Genomic DNA, 14913 nt, shown 5'->3' on the forward strand with positions numbered 1-14913 from the left:
GTACGAAAGCCCGAGGGCGTCCTGGAGCATCTTGACGGTGAACTGCTCCCACCCCCATCGCGGCAAGGGCCTCCCTGATCATGACCGTCCCTCCGGCACGAGGGGAAAGAGCGGGGCCGACCTGGCCTCGCCCGTGGCGACGCGGCGGAACGAGACAAGCGGCACGATGAAGTGGCCCGCCACGGTGAAGACCTTCACCGCCGCATGGCCGACGATCACGCCACCCTCCCCCATCACCGATACCGCCTGCGACCGATGAGGAGATAGACCACGTCGTCAGACCCGAGACGGCATACATGTGCCGACCGCCCCGCTTCACGTGCACCTCGCTCACCGCACGGCCGTGCTTCCGCACCTCCGCCGTAACCGCCTGCGGCACCAGATCGGTGGTGTTTATATTCTCGCGGGTCGACGGAGGTGTGGCGGTCTTCCTGGGTCCGGTGTTGGCGCACGGGGTGTCATGAAGGCTGCCGTCTATCCTGGACATTCGGCAACCTCGCTTTTGTGTCCTGTCCCTTCGACTGTGCCGTCCCCCCATAGGGGGAGACCCCGAGATATCTCTCTCATGTTTTTCTACACTCCTGTGCGGGCCGCCGCATCAGGGGCGAGGGGCGACACCGCACTGAAGAGAGGGGGGGCACCCGGGGAATAAAAAGAGGGGAAAGTGGGCCGAAAGAGCGAAAGTCGAATGGAGACGGGGTATCAGGTCGCGGCGGCGGGGACCCGCGTCACCAGCACCTTGTCCACCCTTTTGCCGTCCATGTCGACCACCTCGTAGCGCAGGCCGCCCAGGTCGAAATGATCGCCGGTCTTCGGCACCCGCTCCAGGACATACATGACCAGTCCGGCGACAGAGTAGTAGACCCCCTCCTCCTCGCCGGGGAAGACGTCCACCGCAAGGACGTCCTTGATATTATCGACGGCGGCACTCCCGTCGATCAGCCACGACCCGTCCTCGCGGACGACGACGGGTTCGGCCCTCTCGCCGCGGTCGTGGACGTCGCCCACGATCGCCTCCAGCACGTCGTGGAGGGTCACAAGGCCCTGGACGCTCCCGTATTCGTCGGCGACGAGGACAATGTTCAGCCCGGTCTGCTTGAACGTTTCGACGAGTTTCAGGACACGGATACCTTCGGGGACGAAGAAGGGCTTTGTCATGGCCGCCCGGATCGCCGGCGAGACGCCCTCCTCCATCTTTGCGAGGACGTTCTTGACCGAGACCATGCCGACGATGTTCTCGGGGTCGCCTTCATAGACCGGGAACTTGGAGTGGCCGCTCAGGATCATCTTTTTCAGGTTCTCCCTGTCAGGGTCGTCGAGGTCGAGGGCGACGATATGGGGGCGGGGCGTCATGAGGGAGGTGACCCCCCGGTCGTCGAGGTCGAAGACGCCTTCGACCATGTTCAGTTCCGACTTCGCAAAGACGCCGGCCTCGGCACCTTCTTCGAGCATGATCTTGATCTCCTCCTCGCTGACAGGGGGCTGGGGGTCATTCCTGATCCCCATGACCCTGAGCACGGCCTCGGTCGAATGACTGAGCACGACGACGACCGGGGCGGCGATGATCGAGAGGGCGTGCATCGGCCGGGCGACGACGGATGCGATGTCCTCGGCGCCGGTGAGGGCGATGCGTTTCGGGACGAGTTCGCCGAAGATCAGCGTCAGGTAGGTGATCGCAAGGACCACCAGGGTGATGCTCAGCACCCCGCTGTAGGGTGCAAGGGCGGGGACCTCCTGGAAGTAGGGGGCGACGCCCTCGGCAACGGTGGCGCCGCCGAAGGCGCCAGCGAGGATGCCCACAAGGCTGATGCCGATCTGGATCGTCGAGAGGAAGGCGGTGGGTTCGTTCGCAAGTGCGAGCGCCGTCGCCGCCCCGGCGTCGCCCGTCTCGGCGCGTTGCTGGAGTCGGGCTTTCCTGGCGGAGACGATGGCGAATTCAGACATGGCGAAGATGCCGTTGAGCACGATAAGGACAATGATAATAGCGATCTCGATGAGATATGACATTCGGGATAATAAGATATTGTCGGATTTTTATATAAAATTTGGGGAAATGAAAACGCGGCGCGGGCATGGGAGAACCCTGGATCTGGTGAACAGTGGCGAGGGAATCACCGCATAAAAATTGGATGCTGCCACGGGGATTCGAACCCCGGTCGTCGGCGTGAAAGGCCGACATGATTGGCCTCTACACTATGGCAGCAGAAGTGCCATACTCTATATCAAAATCCTTGTACTTAAACCTTCGGCAGGGCCGGGCCTCCCTGCTTTTATATCCCGGCCTGCCCACCGGGCACCGCCGATGATCGGGATCGTCCTCGCCCGCACCGGGGCCCTCGCGCATGCGCTCTCCTCTCCGGGTGAAGCCCTGCCGCCTACCGCCAGGTGACCCGCACCTTCTCCCGGCCGGGCACGCGGGCATAGCGGTGCTCCGGGTAGCCGAGGAGCATCGCATACTGCGGGGCGTGCCCCGCGGGGAGGCCGAGCGACGCCGCAAGGGCCGGCGAGGAGATGGCGGCGATCTGGACGAACCCGGCCCAGCAGGTGCCGAGCCCGAAGGACGGGGCGGCGACGTCAAGCCAGGTGAGGGCGATGACGCTGTCCGTGAAGGCAAGGGGGTTCCGGGCGTCGGCGTGGGCGACGACGAGGTGGGGGGCGCCCCGGCAGATCGGGTCTTCGCCCGCGTCCCAGGTCTGGACAAGCGCCGGGAAGACGGGAGCGAGGGGGTGCTCAGCCCCGCTCTCAGCCATCTCCCGCATCCACTCGATGATGCGCCCGGCCAGGCGGCGCACGTCGGCCGGGTCATGGACGACGAGCCAGTGGACAGGCTGCCCGTTCGCACCCGAGGGGGCGAACCTGGCCACGTCCAGCAGGGCCTCGATCGTCGCCCTGTCCACCGTCCGCCCGTCGTAGCGGCGGACAGACCGGCGGTTCCTGAGATACGCCGCAAGGTCGGCCGGGGCGATCGCCGCCGCCGAACCCCCTACAAGGTACCGCGGCCCCTCGGCGGGGTACGCGGCCGAGACCGCACCGGCCAGGCAGACCGCCTCGCAGTGGCCGCAGCGGATACACGCCGCCTCAAGGCCGGGGACGAGGAGAGGCAAAGCGCCGGCGTGGTTCTGCATGATGACACCATTCGGGCAGACCTCGGCACAGACGCCGCACCGCGTGCAGGCGTCTTCGTCAAAGGTGATCGGGGTTTCCATAGTCAGCGGGAGAGGACACGGGGGGATAAAATACTGCCGCTCGGGGAGAGGGCGGTCCCCTGGAGGAGGACACCAATCCACTGCCTTCCCCGTACTGTTCACCGGGGGCTGTTGCCCTGCCCCCCGGACCCCCGATCAGGATAGGACCGGGGAAGACAGAACAGGAGATCGTGAACGGGTGATTTCACCCCACGAAGAAAGCCGTCGCTCTCCCCCGGCGACCCCAGCACACACTCTCAAACACGGAGAAAAAAAAGAGAGACCTCGCACCCTCAGAAGATGGGGGTGCCTTCCTTCTTCGTGACAGCCGAGAACCCGGCCATCAACTGCTTCGTGACCGGGCCGGGCTTGCCGTTCCCGATAACCCTGCCGTCGACCCTGACAATCGGGCCGATCTCCGCCGCCGTGCCGGTGACGAAGACCTCGTCGGCCGTGTAGACGTCGAAGTAGCCGAGGTCGCGCTCGACGACCGTGAGGCCGAGAGAGGCGGCGACTTCAAGGACCACGTGCCGGGTGACACCCCGGAGGTTGTTCAGGGTGTGCGGGGTGATCAGGGCGCCGTCCTTCACAAGGAAGAGGTTGTCGCCCGAGCCCTCGGTGATGTGGCCCTGCGGGTCGAGGAAGATCGCTTCGTCCCCGCCCTTGTAGTTCGCCTCGATCTTCGCCAGGATGTTGTTCAGGTAGTTGAGACTCTTGACATTCGGCGGGAGAGCGTCGCAGGCGTTCCTCCTGACCGAGACGGTGATGGCGGAGAGACCCTTCTCGTAGAGGTCGCCGTACATCGCACCCCAGTTCGTCGGGATGATGATCACGGTCGGCACCGAGCACTTGCGCGGGTCGAGGCCGAGGTCGCCCTTGCCGCGGGTGACGATCGGTCTGATATAGGCGTCCTTGAAGTTGTTCCTCCGCAGGGTCTCAAGGAGCGCCTCCTTGAACTCCTCCTTCGTGAGGGGCACCTTCAGGTCGATCGTCTTTGCCGAGTCGTAGAGACGGTCGATGTGCTCGTCGAGCCTGAAGACCCGGCCGTTGTAGGCGCGGATGCCCTCGAAGACACCGTCGCCGTAGAGGAGGCCGTGGTCGAAGACCGAGACCTTCGCCTCCGAGTCGGGGACGAACTTCCCGTCAAGATAAATGATCATGAACTTCTATTGGAACCGGGAAGGTATAGTCTTTTACGGTCCTTCCCCGTCCCGGCACTGGCTGACAAATCCCCTGATAAAACCGGCGCTGGCGACCGGGTGGAGGTGCGTGTAGGCGGCGAGGGTCCGGGCCGTCGTCGCACCGTCCTTCTGCCCGGCGATGCCGACGCCCCGCGAGAGTGTGTAGGCGTAACGGGTACCGGGGTCGAGGACAACCTCGGAGTAGTGGAACTCGTGACCCCGGAAAGGCCCGGTGCCGAAGGGCGAGGCCGGGCCCGCAACCCCCTCGACATAGCCGAGGGTGCGGCGGGAGGGCATCACGCTCTTTCCGGCAAAGACGCCGCACATCTCGTAGGACTCCTCGCGGTCGCGGTCCTGCCACCCCTTTTTCAGGACCAGGCTGTCGGTGAGGTACATCAGGCCGCCGCACTCGGCATAGACAGGGACGCCGTTCCTCGAAACCTCGGCGAGGGCCTCCCGCGTGCGTGCGTTCGCTTCCAGGGCGGCGGCGTGCATCTCAGGATAGCCGCCGCCGATGATGTAGCCGTCGGCCTCGGGGAGGGGGTCGTGGACAGGGCTGAAGGTGACGACCTCCGCACCTTCGGCCCCGAGGACGTCGAAGAGGTCGTTGTAGTAGAAGGTGAAGGCCTCGTCGTAGGCGACGGCCACACGGACGTCGGGGTCGGCGGCGGCGCGGAGAGGCGCGAACGGCCCGGCCTCGCCGGTGAAGTGGTATTCCTCCATCAGCCCCTTGAGGGCGTCGAGGTCGACGTAACCGCCGATCACCTCCTTCACCGCCTCGATGCGGTCGAGGAAGTCGCCGGTCTCCTGCCCCTCGCGGTAGGGGACGAGGCCGAGGTGGCGCATTGTGAGGCGCATCCCCTCGCTCTTCGGGATCGCCCCGACAACAGGGACGCCGCAGAAGTGCTCCACAGCCCTGACCGTCTTCTCCCGGTGGCCGGGGCTGGAGATGTTGTTCAGGATCACGCCCCGTATCCGCACATCCGGGTCGAAGGCGGCAAAACCCTTCACGATGGCGGCGGCGCTCCGGGTGATGCTCCGGGCGTCGACGACGAGGACGACAGGGAGGTCGAGGGCCTTTGCGACCGAGGCCGTGCTCCCGGCGTCGCCGATCGCCTCCGCACCCTCGTACAGGCCCCGCACGCCCTCGACGAGGGCGATGTCCGCGCCCTTCGTCCCGTGCTCGAAGACGGCACGCATCTGTCCGGGCGTCATGACGAAACTGTCCAGGTTCCGGCAGGGGCGCCCGGTGACCGCGGTGAGGTACGACGGGTCGATGTAGTCCATCGCCACCTTGCAGGTCTGGACGACGGCGTCCTTCGAGAGGAGGGCGGCGAGGGCGAGGGTGATGCTCGTCTTCCCGCTGCCCGACCGGTCGCCGGTGACGAGGAGGGCCTTCACGGTCACTCCTCCCCGGCGACGCTCCGCAGCACGGCGCCGAACTCGCTCTCGACGATCGAGCGGACGCCGAGGGTCTTCGGGTGGAGGTCCACCTCGACGACGACCATGGCGTGGCCGAGGTCTTTCAGGGGCGCCACCTGCCGCGGGCCGTTGGTGACCGAGATCGTCTCGATGCCGGAGGTGTACTCCTGCGGCACGGCATGGGGCACGCCGACCAGGAAGGCGAAGTCGGGTCTGATCTCGCGGAGGAGTCCGCCGACGGCGTCGCCGTTCGCCCCGTACTCGTCGAGGGCGCCGAGGAGATCAGGGTCGAGGCCGCGGTCCCGCATGCCTGCGAGGACGTTGGCGGCGTCTGTCCGCACCTTCGGGAGGCCGCGGCTCTCCAGGTTTGCGACGTAGGTGATGTCGGCGTCGGGACAGGCGTCGTGGAGGGCGACGAGTTCGTCCGCGAACATGTAGGCCGTCTCCTTCTTCGCGTTCATGACGGCGACGCCCTTCTTCCCGCTCCGGGCGAGGGCGACGAGGCGGCGGGCGGCGAGGTGCTTGAGGTCGCCGCGCGAGGGTTCGATATACGGTTTCGAGGCGGCGCCGCGGAGACGTTCGACCTCGTTTGCGGCCGCAAGCAACTGTTTCTGCCTCTCAAGTTCGTCGGCGCTGATCCACCCGGCCTCGGCCGCAGGTTCGAGGGCGGCGATCACCCCCTGGATGTTCTCCCTGAACCCGGCGTGGACGTCGATCCCGATCGTCGGCGTCGTGACGCCCGAGGAATCGATCGCCGCCTTCAGGTCTTCGCCGATGATCATCGAGACGCAGGTGCCGACGACCGCCATCCGCGCCGGGTGAAACTCCTTCTCCGCCTCTCTCAGCACCCGTTCGAGAACGGTCTGGCCGCCGAAGATGAACTCGTTGTCGGCGAGCGAGGTGGTGAGGACCCGCATCCCGTCCTCTTCGAGGAGGCGGGCGTGCTTGAACGAGCACCCGGACGGGCCGTGGAGAATGGCGACGTCCACCTCCAGGTCGCGGGCGGTGTACAGGGCCGCTACAATCGAACTGGGCCGTGGTTGAATATAGTGCATCTTACCTCCATGTCTTGACGGCGAGGATGATGGTCCCTCCGCCGGCGAGGTGTTCTGCGAGCGCGTATCCGGCCGCAAGGTCTGCGGCCCGTCTCCCGGCAAGGCCGGGGTAGTCCCCGACAAGCACGGTGGCGTCGGGGCGGACGGCGTCGACCGTCGCCGCCACCTCCTTCTCGGGGAAACCTTCGCAGATGGTCTGCGACTCCGTCCCGATGACCAGGACGACCGGGGCCTTCCCGTCGAGGGCGCGGGCATAGGCGACGGCGTCGAGGGCGACCTGCCGGCATGCGCCGCTGCTTGCGACGTCGACGACAAGGGTGCCGCCTCTCCACGAGGCCGCCATCCTGCCGGGGAGGGGCCGGAAACAGGCAAGGCCCGACGGGTCGGCGCCGAGGAGAGAGGCCGCCGCCGCGGCGAGTTGAAGGGGCGTCCGGTATCCGTCGAGGGCGAGGAGGGGGTTCTCGAACTGTCCTTCGACCCCGCCGGAGCGGTAGGTGCAGACCGTCCCCGCAACCGCGGCGATCTCGCCGGCGTCGCGGGCGGACGGAACGCTCACGCCCGGCGGGACGAGCGCCCGCGGAGCACGGGCGAGGGAGCGCACCTTCTCGGCAAAGGCGTGCTTCTTCCCGGCGGCGAAGAGGTAGTCGTCCCCGGAGGTGAGGACGGCAAGGTCGCCGGCGCCGGAGACGCCGAGGGACTCCTCGGCGACGCACCACCCGCCGATCTTTCTCGCCTCCGCGGCGGCGGCGAGCGTCGAGGCCGGGGTGATCGAGCGTTTCCCGAGGAGACGCCTCTCGGGATAGACAAACGTGCCCATCGAGGTGTGGAGGACGCCCGGACCCGGCAGGACGTGGGCGAGGGCCGCCGCGGTCGTCGTCTTGCCGCGCGTGCCGGTGATCTCGACGAAGGGCGAGGGCCTCCCCCCTGCAAGGAGGAGCAGGCCCACGGCCTCGTGGTGGGTGATGGCCCGCGGCGCCCGCCCGAGCAGGGGGTGGGCCGGGTCGAGGTGGACCGGGGCAACGACGAGGTCGTAGCGCCTTTTCGTCGCCTCCTCCGCGGGTATCCCCTCGATCCCCCGGTAGACGTCCACCGCATCGACCTCGTGCCCCGCCGCCGCCAGCGCCTCAGCAAGCACGGCGCCGCCGTGGATGGTGTCGAGGACGAGTATCTTCATCTTCACACGTTCGATTTGAGCGCCGCCTCGGCGTTCTTGACCATCAGGTCGGCGAGGAGGGGGTCGCTCCCGATCGGGTCGGCGTAGAGGAGGGGGATGGCGCCGGCGGCGTGGGCGAAGGTACCCTTCTTCCCGCCCTCAGGGAGACCGAGGAGTTCGGGGATGTCCTGGAGGATGTGGACGCCCTTTGCCAGGAAGAGGGGGACGACGACGAGACTGTCGATCTCGTCCTTCTTGAAGAGGTCGAGAGTCTCCTCGACGGTGGGTGCGTTCATGCTCATGAAACCGGGGCGGACCAGGTACTCAGGGTGCTTCTCGGCGATGATCGCCGCCGTCTTCTCGATGAGTTCCTTGTTGTAGGGGAGTTTGCTGCCGTGGCCGACAAGTAACAATCCGGTTCGCTTCATATAATACAGTGTACTACCTTTGCTCCTTAAAAGTATTACCGATTGGTTTTTCGCACCCCCCGTCGAGAGTGAATACAGATGGGTGACTTCGAACTGGACATCGTCCACTGCGTCAACGCATTCTTCGAGGGCCACGCCCTCCAGGGTTTCGCCTACCGCCTCAAACAGCACAAGTACTCGACGCAGTACGTTGACGTCCTCGTCGACTCCCTCGACCCCCGCTACTACTGCGCCATCGAGTGCAAGTCCCTCAAGGGGAAGAAGATCTACTTCACCCAGCACTTCCACGAGGACAAAAACGGCGTCCACCAGGTCGACGCCATCACCGAGTTCCTCAGGCGGACAGGACGGCGGGGCTACCTGGCGGTCGAGTTCCGGGGGGGGAGCGGGCGGAAGAACGAGGCATACCTTATGCCCTGGGAGACCCTGCTCACCTACTGGGGGTCTGAGGTCGGGATTCCCATCGACGATTTCTCTTCAGGCATCCCGCTGGAACGGCAGAGTGATGCCTATGTCATCAATGGTCTTTAACACAAGTGCTTTGAGATGGGGTGGCGAATATTGGGAGAAGCATGATCGAGTATTACGAGCGCTGCGGACTGATCGTCAACGACCAGGTGGTGAAGACCCCGGTGGTCATTGCATCGATGGCCGGGGTGACGGACGCCGCCTATGTGCTGGCCCGCAAGGAGCATATCGGCGCCGCGTTCATCGGCGGATACTCCATCGATGAGGAGACGATGGCGGCGAGCAGGTCGATGGCGGCGGAGGGGCGGGCGGAGTTCCTCTACGACGACCCTGTCGCCGAACTGAAGGCCCAGGTCGCCGCCCTGCAGGGGAGCGGGGTCGTCCTCGGGCTGAACCTGAGGGGGAGCAGTCCAGCCTCCTATGCGGCTATCGCCGGGGAGATCGGCGACTCCGTCGTCTACGAGGTCGACGCCCACTGCCGGCAACCGGCGATGACGGCGCTCGGGTGCGGCGAGGCCCTCCTCCGCGACGCACACCGCCTCATGGAGACGGTGCGGGCGCTCAAGGCTGAGGGCGTCACCGTCTCGGTGAAGGTCAGGGCCGGGGTCACCGGCGACGACCGCCGTCTCGCCCGTCTCCTCTGGAAGGCCGGGGCCGACATCATCCACGTCGACCTGATGGACTTCGGCTACGCCCGCCTGCGGCAGATCAGGAATGCATGTCCGCTGACTCTCATCGCGAACAACTCGATCACCTCCTTCGATAGTGCGATGGAGATGTTCGCCCACGGCGCCGACATGGTCTCGATGGCCAGGCGGTCTGACGAGCGGACTCTCGCCGGGATCGACGCCGCGATCCAGAGGAAGGCCGAGGAGAGCGGGTGGTACAACGCCCCGAAACAACTCTGCCGCGGCGGTGATATCAGGTCCCTCGCCTTCTGCTGCATGCCGGTGAAGCACTGCCCCCTGCTCCCCTTCCTGGAGAGCATCGGGCTTTCTCGCGAGGACTACATGCGGATCAAGAGGGAGGCGGTCGACGGGACGCCGATCGAGGGCGGGAAGACGACGTGTTTCGGCTCTCTCGCCTTCTGCTGCAAGTCGAGTTCGCCCTGCATGCTCAGGGAGATCTCGGTAAAGGCGGCGGGTCTCTCGGGTCCGGAGTATATGCGGGAGAAGCGCCGTCTTGCCGGGGAGATCATGGAGCGGGTGTTTGATGGAGTGCCGGGCGAAGACGAGAACTGACCTCGCCCAGATGGCGATGATGCTCGAGGTCTGTGCCTCCCCGAAACCGGGGAACGTGGACCGCGGGCACGACTATCCTGACACGCGCCTTGAGCACTTCCTCGCCTCGACTATCTTCGCCCGCCCGGCGCTGGAGAGGGCTGAAAGGGAGGGGGCGGGCCTCGGCGCTCTCATCGAGGAGGCGGTGGTGGACACGAACTGTCACTCGGGCGGGAACACGCATTTCGGGGCGTTCATCCTCCTGATGCCCCTCGTGGCGGGCGGGGGCGCAGACGGGGCGGGGCGTCTCGTGCGGGAGACGACTGTCGAGGACGCGGTCGCTTTCTACCGGGCTTTCGGGGCGACCCAGGTTCGGGTGCTTGCGAAGGACGAGATCGACGTGAACGACCCGGCCGCGGCGGCGGTGCTCAGGGAGAGGGGCATGACGCTCTACGACGTGATGGCTTACTCGGCGGAGAGGGACATGGTGGCGCGGGAGTGGACGAACGGGTTCGCCCTCTGCCGCGAGACGAAAGACCTCCTCATCGCCCACGGCGCCGGGAAGGCGTCGATCGTGGCGGCGTTCCTCGACCTGCTCTGCACGTACCCGGACACGTTTGTCGCAAAGAAGTTCGGCCCCGCTGTCGCGGAGGAGACGGTCGGCCGCGCCCGCGAGGTGAAGGCCGGGAAGGTCTCCCTCGCCGCTTTCGACGAGGAGTGTCTTGCCGCGGGGGTGAACCCGGGGTCTCTTGCCGATATCATGATCGCGGGGATCTTCCTCGCCCTGCTGGAGGGGTGGTCGTGGGATTCCTGAACGAGGGGATCAACGAGGTGATAGCGACGACGGGCGGAAATGCCGCACCGATGGGGATCATCTGCCGGAACGGCGCCCTTTCGATGGTCCTCTTCAGGGGTTCGCACACCGAGGCGAATATCAGGAAGAACGGGTGGGTGGTCGCAAACCTCACCCGCGATCCCGTGGTCTGGGTGAAGACGGCCTTCGACGACCTGCCCCCCGGCGACTTCGCGGCGGTGGAGGCGGGGGGACGGCGGGTGGAGCGCCTGAAGGAATGCGATGGCTGGGCGGCCTTTGCCGCGACGGTGGAGCACGAGACGGCGGAGACGGTCTTTGTGGCGCTCGAACCTCTCGGGGAGGGGGTCGTCGCCGGCACGTCGCTCCGGGCGCACAACCGCGGTTTCGCCGGGATCGTCGAGGCGGCGGTTCACGGCACGCGCTATGTGCTGACCCGCGACCCCGCGCTGAAGGCCCTCATCGACCACCACCTCGCAATCGTGCGGAAGTGCGGCGGGCCGCGGGAGAGAGAGGCGGCGGCGGCGCTTGAGGAATATATACAATAATCCATGAACAGATCGCCGCCACTTCCAGGGGAGCGGTCAGGGAAGTTCATCCAGGATCTGCATGAACTGATCTTTTGTCGGTCCGGTATCTCTGATGATCGTCCGGAGAAGTCCTCTCCCTATCACCTCTCCTTCATGGACAGGAACGACGGTCACTCTTCCATCGGGGTGCTTGAGGATGACGTGACTGCCTCTCTGTCTGAGCGGTTCAAAACCTATTTTCTGGAGGGCTTTAACGATTTTTCTTCCATCAGCAGCCCTCAACTTCGACAAATTGCACCCCGATAAACTCCCGGTGTTCGCCGCGATCGACGCCACTCACTTCGATATAGAGAGCGATCGCCTCCTTTATCCGTTCCATCAATTCGTCGATGCTTCTCGCCTGTGTGTGGCACCCCGGGAGAGAGGGAACATTTCCAATATAATATCCGTCTTCGTCTTTTTCGATCACAACACTGAGTTTCATGAATCCTTCACGTAAGGGTCATCGATATTTTCTCATATAACAGTATGCTCCGGGCTGGGCGTGTGGTGCGTGTGCGTGGATCGTGAGTCTGCCGCACAAGATCAGATCATGCCCTGCCGCCTCTGTGTGGCGTGCCTGAGAGGGACGGTGTCATCCTTCTGCTTCTCGCATAGCAGACCCCGGCGGCGGCAACAACATCGTCCCGGAAATAGCGGCTCTGGTCCCCGGGGGTGAGGAGGTCGATCGTCTTTCCCCCGAACGCACGGGAAAGTTCCTCTGCGATCTCGAAGAGACAGAAAAATCCGGGAGTATGGCCTTCGTCGAACTCGACAAGGATATCTATGTCGCTCTCCGGCCCGAAGTCGTCCCGCAGCACCGACCCGAAGAGAGAGAGAGTTTTCTGATATGATGTTTCCTGCATATCAGCCCGATGGCATCGTACGGAACAGGAACGTGCGGTGTGCCGGCCATTTTTCATCCCTCGTCTTTCCCTTTGCAGTCCCGCTCTATTAAGTGCTCGTGGGGAGAAAGCGTGATCTTCTTCAGATTCTCTTGTCCGCTACGTATCCCCCGAGGAGATCCATTCCTCTCGTGAGATCCCGGCCTGCTTCAGGACCCGTATCAGGAGGTCCACACCGATCTCAGTATTATGCGGGTTTGGAACGGTCAGGACGAGATCCCCTTTGATCATAAAGGGGTGTTTCCCTCCCGAATACGGCCCTTCGAACCCAAAGTGCCTGAGCCTCCGGACGAGATCGTTCCACGATACAGGTTGGATTTTACGATCCGGCACCGGCATCCATCCTGGTGGTCTCCTCAATGGTGACCCCGTCAATCGGCGGGATGGACATCCCTCTCCGTAGCCTGATCACGAGCCAGTCGTCGATGACCTCGCCCAGGTTTTCCCGGCACTCCTCAAGTGTTGCGCCGGTTGCCCAGACCCCCGGCAGACCGGGGACCTCGCCATAGTACGGTTCGTCGCCCTCGATGATCTCATAGCGGGCGTGGTGCATCGCCGCTCTTATGTATTCGATGATCATGTCTGGTCAGAAGGGACTGTTTGATCCCGGGGGGACATAAGACTTTTTTTTCTCCTGCACTTTTCCGTATCGTGGGTTTTGCGGTGCCGAGGGCACGCCCCAGGAGATGATCGCCGCCCAGGTCCAGGGGATGCCCCGCCAGCGGGCGTAGTGCGGGTACCAGACCTCCACCATGACGAGGACGGCGAGGAGGAGGGCAGACCAGAGGAGGAGCACGGCGAGGCGGAATGAGTCGCCGAAGAAGGAGAAGAGGTAGTACGCCGGGAGAGAGACGACGGGGAGGGCGAGGGTGTAGCAGAGGACATTGTGGTGGGACTCGGCATAGGCGCTGTAGCCGTACGGTTCGTAGGTGTGGAGGGGGGAGGTGCCCTCGACAAGGTGGTTGAGCTGGTTTGCCGAAGTCTCCTGCGGGCCCTTACAGCCTGATCTCCGGGCGGTTCAGAGCATCGCCACAAATTCATCGACGGTGAGACCTGCATCTTTGATGAGGTTTCGTAGTGTCCCTCTTTTTAATTCGGTATGGAGAGGGACGGAGAGGGTGACGTCCAGCCCGGCCTTCTCCAGGATCATGTGGCTTCCCGTCTGCCGGGACGTGGTGAAACCGAATTTATGAAAGGTCTTGACTGCCGCTGAGCCGGATATGACAGGGAGTTTCGCCATGGTCTGTTACACAGACACATCGATAACTCTGCTGCCCTGCTGTCTCCGGGCACGGTCGTTGAGCGCGGCGACACATCCCCGAATGGCGTCTCTGATATTTTCCAGCGCCTCTTCCAGGGTTTCTCCTTCCGAGTGGCAACCGGGAAGTGCGGGGCAACTGACGATAAACCCGCCGTCTTCGGGATCGGGAGTAACGACGACTTTGAATATCATAATCGGACGATTATTATTATCACCGTATTGTCTGATAATGGTTTGGAAGCACCTGATCCGGAGAGAGTGTCCTGGCAGAGAGTGGAGAACACGGGATCCGCTCTCCTTTCCCCGGGTTATCTGGAATCTCCAGATGGGACTTCATCACTTTCAGGTTCCTGAAGATCGTCGACCCCATTGGATTCATCTTCTTCCCCGGCATGGTACACCCACCACGCGACCCCGAAGATCAGGGGCACGCCGGCAGGGATGCAGAAGCCTGCGGGCCCGTGGAAGAGGGGGCCGTACTGGGCGATGATCGAGGCGAGGTACGCGACGCCGGCACCGGCGAGGAGGAGAGCGACTGTGTGACGGTGCCCCTCATACCGTCGTATGATAAGATAGGCAACGGCAGCAAGGAGAAGCAGGGTGCCGAGTGTCCAGAGGAGGATCTCACAGGCTGAGCGGCCTCCGATGAGGCCGGCGGCGACGTAGTCTATCTCGCGCCAGACCGGGATGAGGGAGGTGCCGTAGACGGTCTCCTGGTACAGGACGAGAGGGAAGCGGATGCCTGCGCCGAGGTTATTGCCGATGATGGTAATGGTCAAAGGGGAGACGAAGAGAAGAACAAGTGCTGATAATTTCTGTATTTGTAAATCCATGCGGAATCACTGCAATAATGAATTTCTCGTTAATGGGGGAGATCGTTGGATCTTTGTATCGATGTTGTAAAAAAAAGGATTAATAGTTTTTATCTATGACAACCTGCGAGGATCCGTCCTTAAATGTGGCGACAATCACAACGTGGGTCTTGCCAGGTACAACCCTCGTGGAACCACTGTTCATTGATGCCCCAACTGTGAGATTGCCCGAGCTTACAAGATGGTTCACATCATTGCCGTTTATGGACATGTTCAGGTACTTCAATGATGTCGCATCAGCCCCGCCCTGAAGTGTTGCAACGACCTGCTGCTCATTGTTCACGCTGGTCGTCACTGCCACATTCTTCGTCGACTGCACATTTCCGGTCATGCCGAAGACGAATGCGGCGATGACGGCCGCGAGGATCACCGTGATGGCGACC

At 63.8% G+C, this 14913-nt stretch carries 22 protein-coding genes and 1 tRNA gene; 5 read left to right on the forward strand and 18 right to left on the reverse strand.

Annotated features, from left to right (window positions below; translation table 11 throughout):
- The coding region (locus Q0520_RS02465) for a hypothetical protein (RefSeq protein WP_298666203.1) at positions 1–259 on the forward strand (259 nt) is incomplete at its 5' end.
- A 443-nt stretch (positions 260–702) separates the two neighbouring features.
- Here the strand turns inward: Q0520_RS02465 and Q0520_RS02470 are convergent.
- The 8 genes from Q0520_RS02470 to cfbA form a co-directional block, all read right to left on the reverse strand.
- Positions 703–2007 (reverse strand): hemolysin family protein, encoded by a 1305-nt coding sequence (locus Q0520_RS02470; protein WP_298666147.1) that lies wholly within the window; start codon positions 2005–2007, stop codon positions 703–705.
- Between the two features lie 123 nt (positions 2008–2130).
- Positions 2131–2203, reverse strand: a tRNA-Glu gene (locus Q0520_RS02475).
- A 172-nt stretch (positions 2204–2375) separates the two neighbouring features.
- A complete protein-coding gene (locus tag Q0520_RS02480; RefSeq protein WP_298666150.1) occupies positions 2376–3206 on the reverse strand; it encodes a nitroreductase family protein in 831 nt (276 codons plus the stop codon).
- Positions 3207–3478: 272 nt separating this feature from the next.
- Positions 3479–4345: a branched-chain-amino-acid transaminase gene (gene ilvE, locus Q0520_RS02485; RefSeq protein ID WP_298666153.1), complete on the reverse strand. Its 867-nt coding sequence runs from the start codon at positions 4343–4345 to the stop codon at positions 3479–3481.
- A 33-nt stretch (positions 4346–4378) separates the two neighbouring features.
- Complete coding sequence (gene cfbB / locus Q0520_RS02490) at positions 4379–5767, reverse strand: Ni-sirohydrochlorin a,c-diamide synthase (protein WP_298666156.1); 1389 nt, start codon at positions 5765–5767, stop codon at positions 4379–4381.
- 2 nt (positions 5768–5769) lie between these two features.
- Positions 5770–6843, reverse strand: coding sequence for a Ni-sirohydrochlorin a,c-diamide reductive cyclase catalytic subunit (cfbD, locus tag Q0520_RS02495; protein ID WP_298666158.1), 1074 nt, complete (start codon positions 6841–6843; stop codon positions 5770–5772).
- A 1-nt stretch (position 6844) separates the two neighbouring features.
- A complete protein-coding gene (cfbE, locus tag Q0520_RS02500) occupies positions 6845–8017 on the reverse strand; it encodes a coenzyme F430 synthase (RefSeq protein ID WP_298666160.1) in 1173 nt (390 codons plus the stop codon).
- A 2-nt stretch (positions 8018–8019) separates the two neighbouring features.
- Positions 8020–8424 carry a sirohydrochlorin nickelochelatase gene (gene cfbA, locus Q0520_RS02505; RefSeq protein ID WP_298666162.1) on the reverse strand — a complete coding sequence of 135 codons (405 nt, stop codon included), beginning with the start codon at positions 8422–8424 and terminating at the stop codon, positions 8020–8022.
- Between the two features lie 78 nt (positions 8425–8502).
- Here cfbA and Q0520_RS02510 point away from each other — a divergent pair, with 78 nt between their 5' ends.
- The 4 genes from Q0520_RS02510 to Q0520_RS02525 are packed head-to-tail and all read left to right on the forward strand — an operon-like array spanning position 8503 to position 11471.
- On the forward strand, positions 8503–8955 hold the full coding sequence (locus Q0520_RS02510) for a Holliday junction resolvase (protein ID WP_298666165.1): 453 nt from the start codon (positions 8503–8505) through the stop codon (positions 8953–8955).
- Between the two features lie 41 nt (positions 8956–8996).
- Positions 8997–10133, forward strand: a complete 1137-nt coding sequence (locus tag Q0520_RS02515) for a methanogenesis marker 9 domain-containing protein (RefSeq protein WP_298666167.1) — start codon at positions 8997–8999, stop codon at positions 10131–10133.
- Complete coding sequence (locus Q0520_RS02520) at positions 10105–10926, forward strand: triphosphoribosyl-dephospho-CoA synthase (RefSeq protein WP_298666170.1); 822 nt, start codon at positions 10105–10107, stop codon at positions 10924–10926. The genes Q0520_RS02515 and Q0520_RS02520 overlap by 29 nt, the downstream gene beginning before the upstream one ends.
- Positions 10914–11471 carry a DUF447 domain-containing protein gene (locus Q0520_RS02525; protein WP_298666172.1) on the forward strand — a complete coding sequence of 186 codons (558 nt, stop codon included), beginning with the start codon at positions 10914–10916 and terminating at the stop codon, positions 11469–11471. Before Q0520_RS02520 ends, Q0520_RS02525 begins: the two co-directional genes overlap by 13 nt.
- Before the next feature lie 36 nt (positions 11472–11507).
- On the opposite strand, the gene Q0520_RS02530 is transcribed toward Q0520_RS02525, so the two are convergent.
- The 10 genes from Q0520_RS02530 to Q0520_RS02575 form a co-directional block, all read right to left on the reverse strand.
- Complete coding sequence (locus tag Q0520_RS02530; RefSeq protein ID WP_298666175.1) at positions 11508–11744, reverse strand: type II toxin-antitoxin system HicA family toxin; 237 nt, start codon at positions 11742–11744, stop codon at positions 11508–11510.
- Positions 11722–11937, reverse strand: a complete 216-nt coding sequence (locus Q0520_RS02535; RefSeq protein ID WP_298666177.1) for a type II toxin-antitoxin system HicB family antitoxin — start codon at positions 11935–11937, stop codon at positions 11722–11724. Before Q0520_RS02535 ends, Q0520_RS02530 begins: the two co-directional genes overlap by 23 nt.
- 106 nt (positions 11938–12043) lie before the next feature.
- Entirely contained in the window at positions 12044–12358 is a 315-nt protein-coding gene (locus Q0520_RS02540; RefSeq protein WP_298666180.1) for a nucleotidyltransferase family protein, read from the reverse strand.
- A 138-nt stretch (positions 12359–12496) separates the two neighbouring features.
- Positions 12497–12736, reverse strand: coding sequence for a type II toxin-antitoxin system HicA family toxin (locus Q0520_RS02545; protein WP_298666183.1), 240 nt, complete (start codon positions 12734–12736; stop codon positions 12497–12499).
- On the reverse strand, positions 12717–12977 hold the full coding sequence (locus Q0520_RS02550) for a type II toxin-antitoxin system HicB family antitoxin (RefSeq protein WP_298666186.1): 261 nt from the start codon (positions 12975–12977) through the stop codon (positions 12717–12719). The genes Q0520_RS02545 and Q0520_RS02550 overlap by 20 nt, the downstream gene beginning before the upstream one ends.
- Before the next feature lie 6 nt (positions 12978–12983).
- Complete coding sequence (locus Q0520_RS02555; RefSeq protein ID WP_298666189.1) at positions 12984–13193, reverse strand: hypothetical protein; 210 nt, start codon at positions 13191–13193, stop codon at positions 12984–12986.
- 222 nt (positions 13194–13415) lie between these two features.
- Positions 13416–13637: a type II toxin-antitoxin system HicA family toxin gene (locus Q0520_RS02560; protein WP_298666192.1), complete on the reverse strand. Its 222-nt coding sequence runs from the start codon at positions 13635–13637 to the stop codon at positions 13416–13418.
- Between the two features lie 6 nt (positions 13638–13643).
- Positions 13644–13850, reverse strand: a complete 207-nt coding sequence (locus Q0520_RS02565; RefSeq protein WP_067049945.1) for a type II toxin-antitoxin system HicB family antitoxin — start codon at positions 13848–13850, stop codon at positions 13644–13646.
- Positions 13851–13966: 116 nt separating this feature from the next.
- Positions 13967–14437: a hypothetical protein gene (locus tag Q0520_RS02570; protein ID WP_298666197.1), complete on the reverse strand. Its 471-nt coding sequence runs from the start codon at positions 14435–14437 to the stop codon at positions 13967–13969.
- 133 nt (positions 14438–14570) lie between these two features.
- Positions 14571–14913, reverse strand: a 343-nt coding sequence (locus tag Q0520_RS02575; RefSeq protein ID WP_298666200.1) for a type IV pilin N-terminal domain-containing protein, incomplete at its 5' end; no start/stop codon positions are given.

This window comes from uncultured Methanofollis sp. (assembly GCF_937919355.1).
GTDB lineage: Archaea > Halobacteriota > Methanomicrobia > Methanomicrobiales > Methanofollaceae > Methanofollis.

What these genes read in the sequence shown, in the direction of transcription:
- Q0520_RS02470 (WP_298666147.1), bottom strand. Translation starts at nt 2,007, where the DNA reads ATGTCATATCTCATCGAGATCGCTATTATCATTGTCCTTATCGTGCTC.
- Q0520_RS02480 (WP_298666150.1), bottom strand. Translation starts at nt 3,206, where the DNA reads ATGGAAACCCCGATCACCTTTGACGAAGACGCCTGCACGCGGTGCGGC.
- ilvE (WP_298666153.1), bottom strand. Translation starts at nt 4,345, where the DNA reads ATGATCATTTATCTTGACGGGAAGTTCGTCCCCGACTCGGAGGCGAAG.
- cfbD (WP_298666158.1), bottom strand. Translation starts at nt 6,843, where the DNA reads ATGCACTATATTCAACCACGGCCCAGTTCGATTGTAGCGGCCCTGTAC.
- cfbE (WP_298666160.1), bottom strand. Translation starts at nt 8,017, where the DNA reads ATGAAGATACTCGTCCTCGACACCATCCACGGCGGCGCCGTGCTTGCT.
- cfbA (WP_298666162.1), bottom strand. Translation starts at nt 8,424, where the DNA reads ATGAAGCGAACCGGATTGTTACTTGTCGGCCACGGCAGCAAACTCCCC.
- Q0520_RS02510 (WP_298666165.1), top strand. Translation starts at nt 8,503, where the DNA reads ATGGGTGACTTCGAACTGGACATCGTCCACTGCGTCAACGCATTCTTC.
- Q0520_RS02515 (WP_298666167.1), top strand. Translation starts at nt 8,997, where the DNA reads ATGATCGAGTATTACGAGCGCTGCGGACTGATCGTCAACGACCAGGTG.
- Q0520_RS02520 (WP_298666170.1), top strand. Translation starts at nt 10,105, where the DNA reads ATGGAGTGCCGGGCGAAGACGAGAACTGACCTCGCCCAGATGGCGATG.
- Q0520_RS02535 (WP_298666177.1), bottom strand. Translation starts at nt 11,937, where the DNA reads ATGAAACTCAGTGTTGTGATCGAAAAAGACGAAGACGGATATTATATT.
- Q0520_RS02540 (WP_298666180.1), bottom strand. Translation starts at nt 12,358, where the DNA reads ATGCAGGAAACATCATATCAGAAAACTCTCTCTCTCTTCGGGTCGGTG.
- Q0520_RS02545 (WP_298666183.1), bottom strand. Translation starts at nt 12,736, where the DNA reads ATGCCGGTGCCGGATCGTAAAATCCAACCTGTATCGTGGAACGATCTC.
- Q0520_RS02550 (WP_298666186.1), bottom strand. Translation starts at nt 12,977, where the DNA reads ATGATCATCGAATACATAAGAGCGGCGATGCACCACGCCCGCTATGAG.
- Q0520_RS02560 (WP_298666192.1), bottom strand. Translation starts at nt 13,637, where the DNA reads ATGGCGAAACTCCCTGTCATATCCGGCTCAGCGGCAGTCAAGACCTTT.
- Q0520_RS02565 (WP_067049945.1), bottom strand. Translation starts at nt 13,850, where the DNA reads ATGATATTCAAAGTCGTCGTTACTCCCGATCCCGAAGACGGCGGGTTT.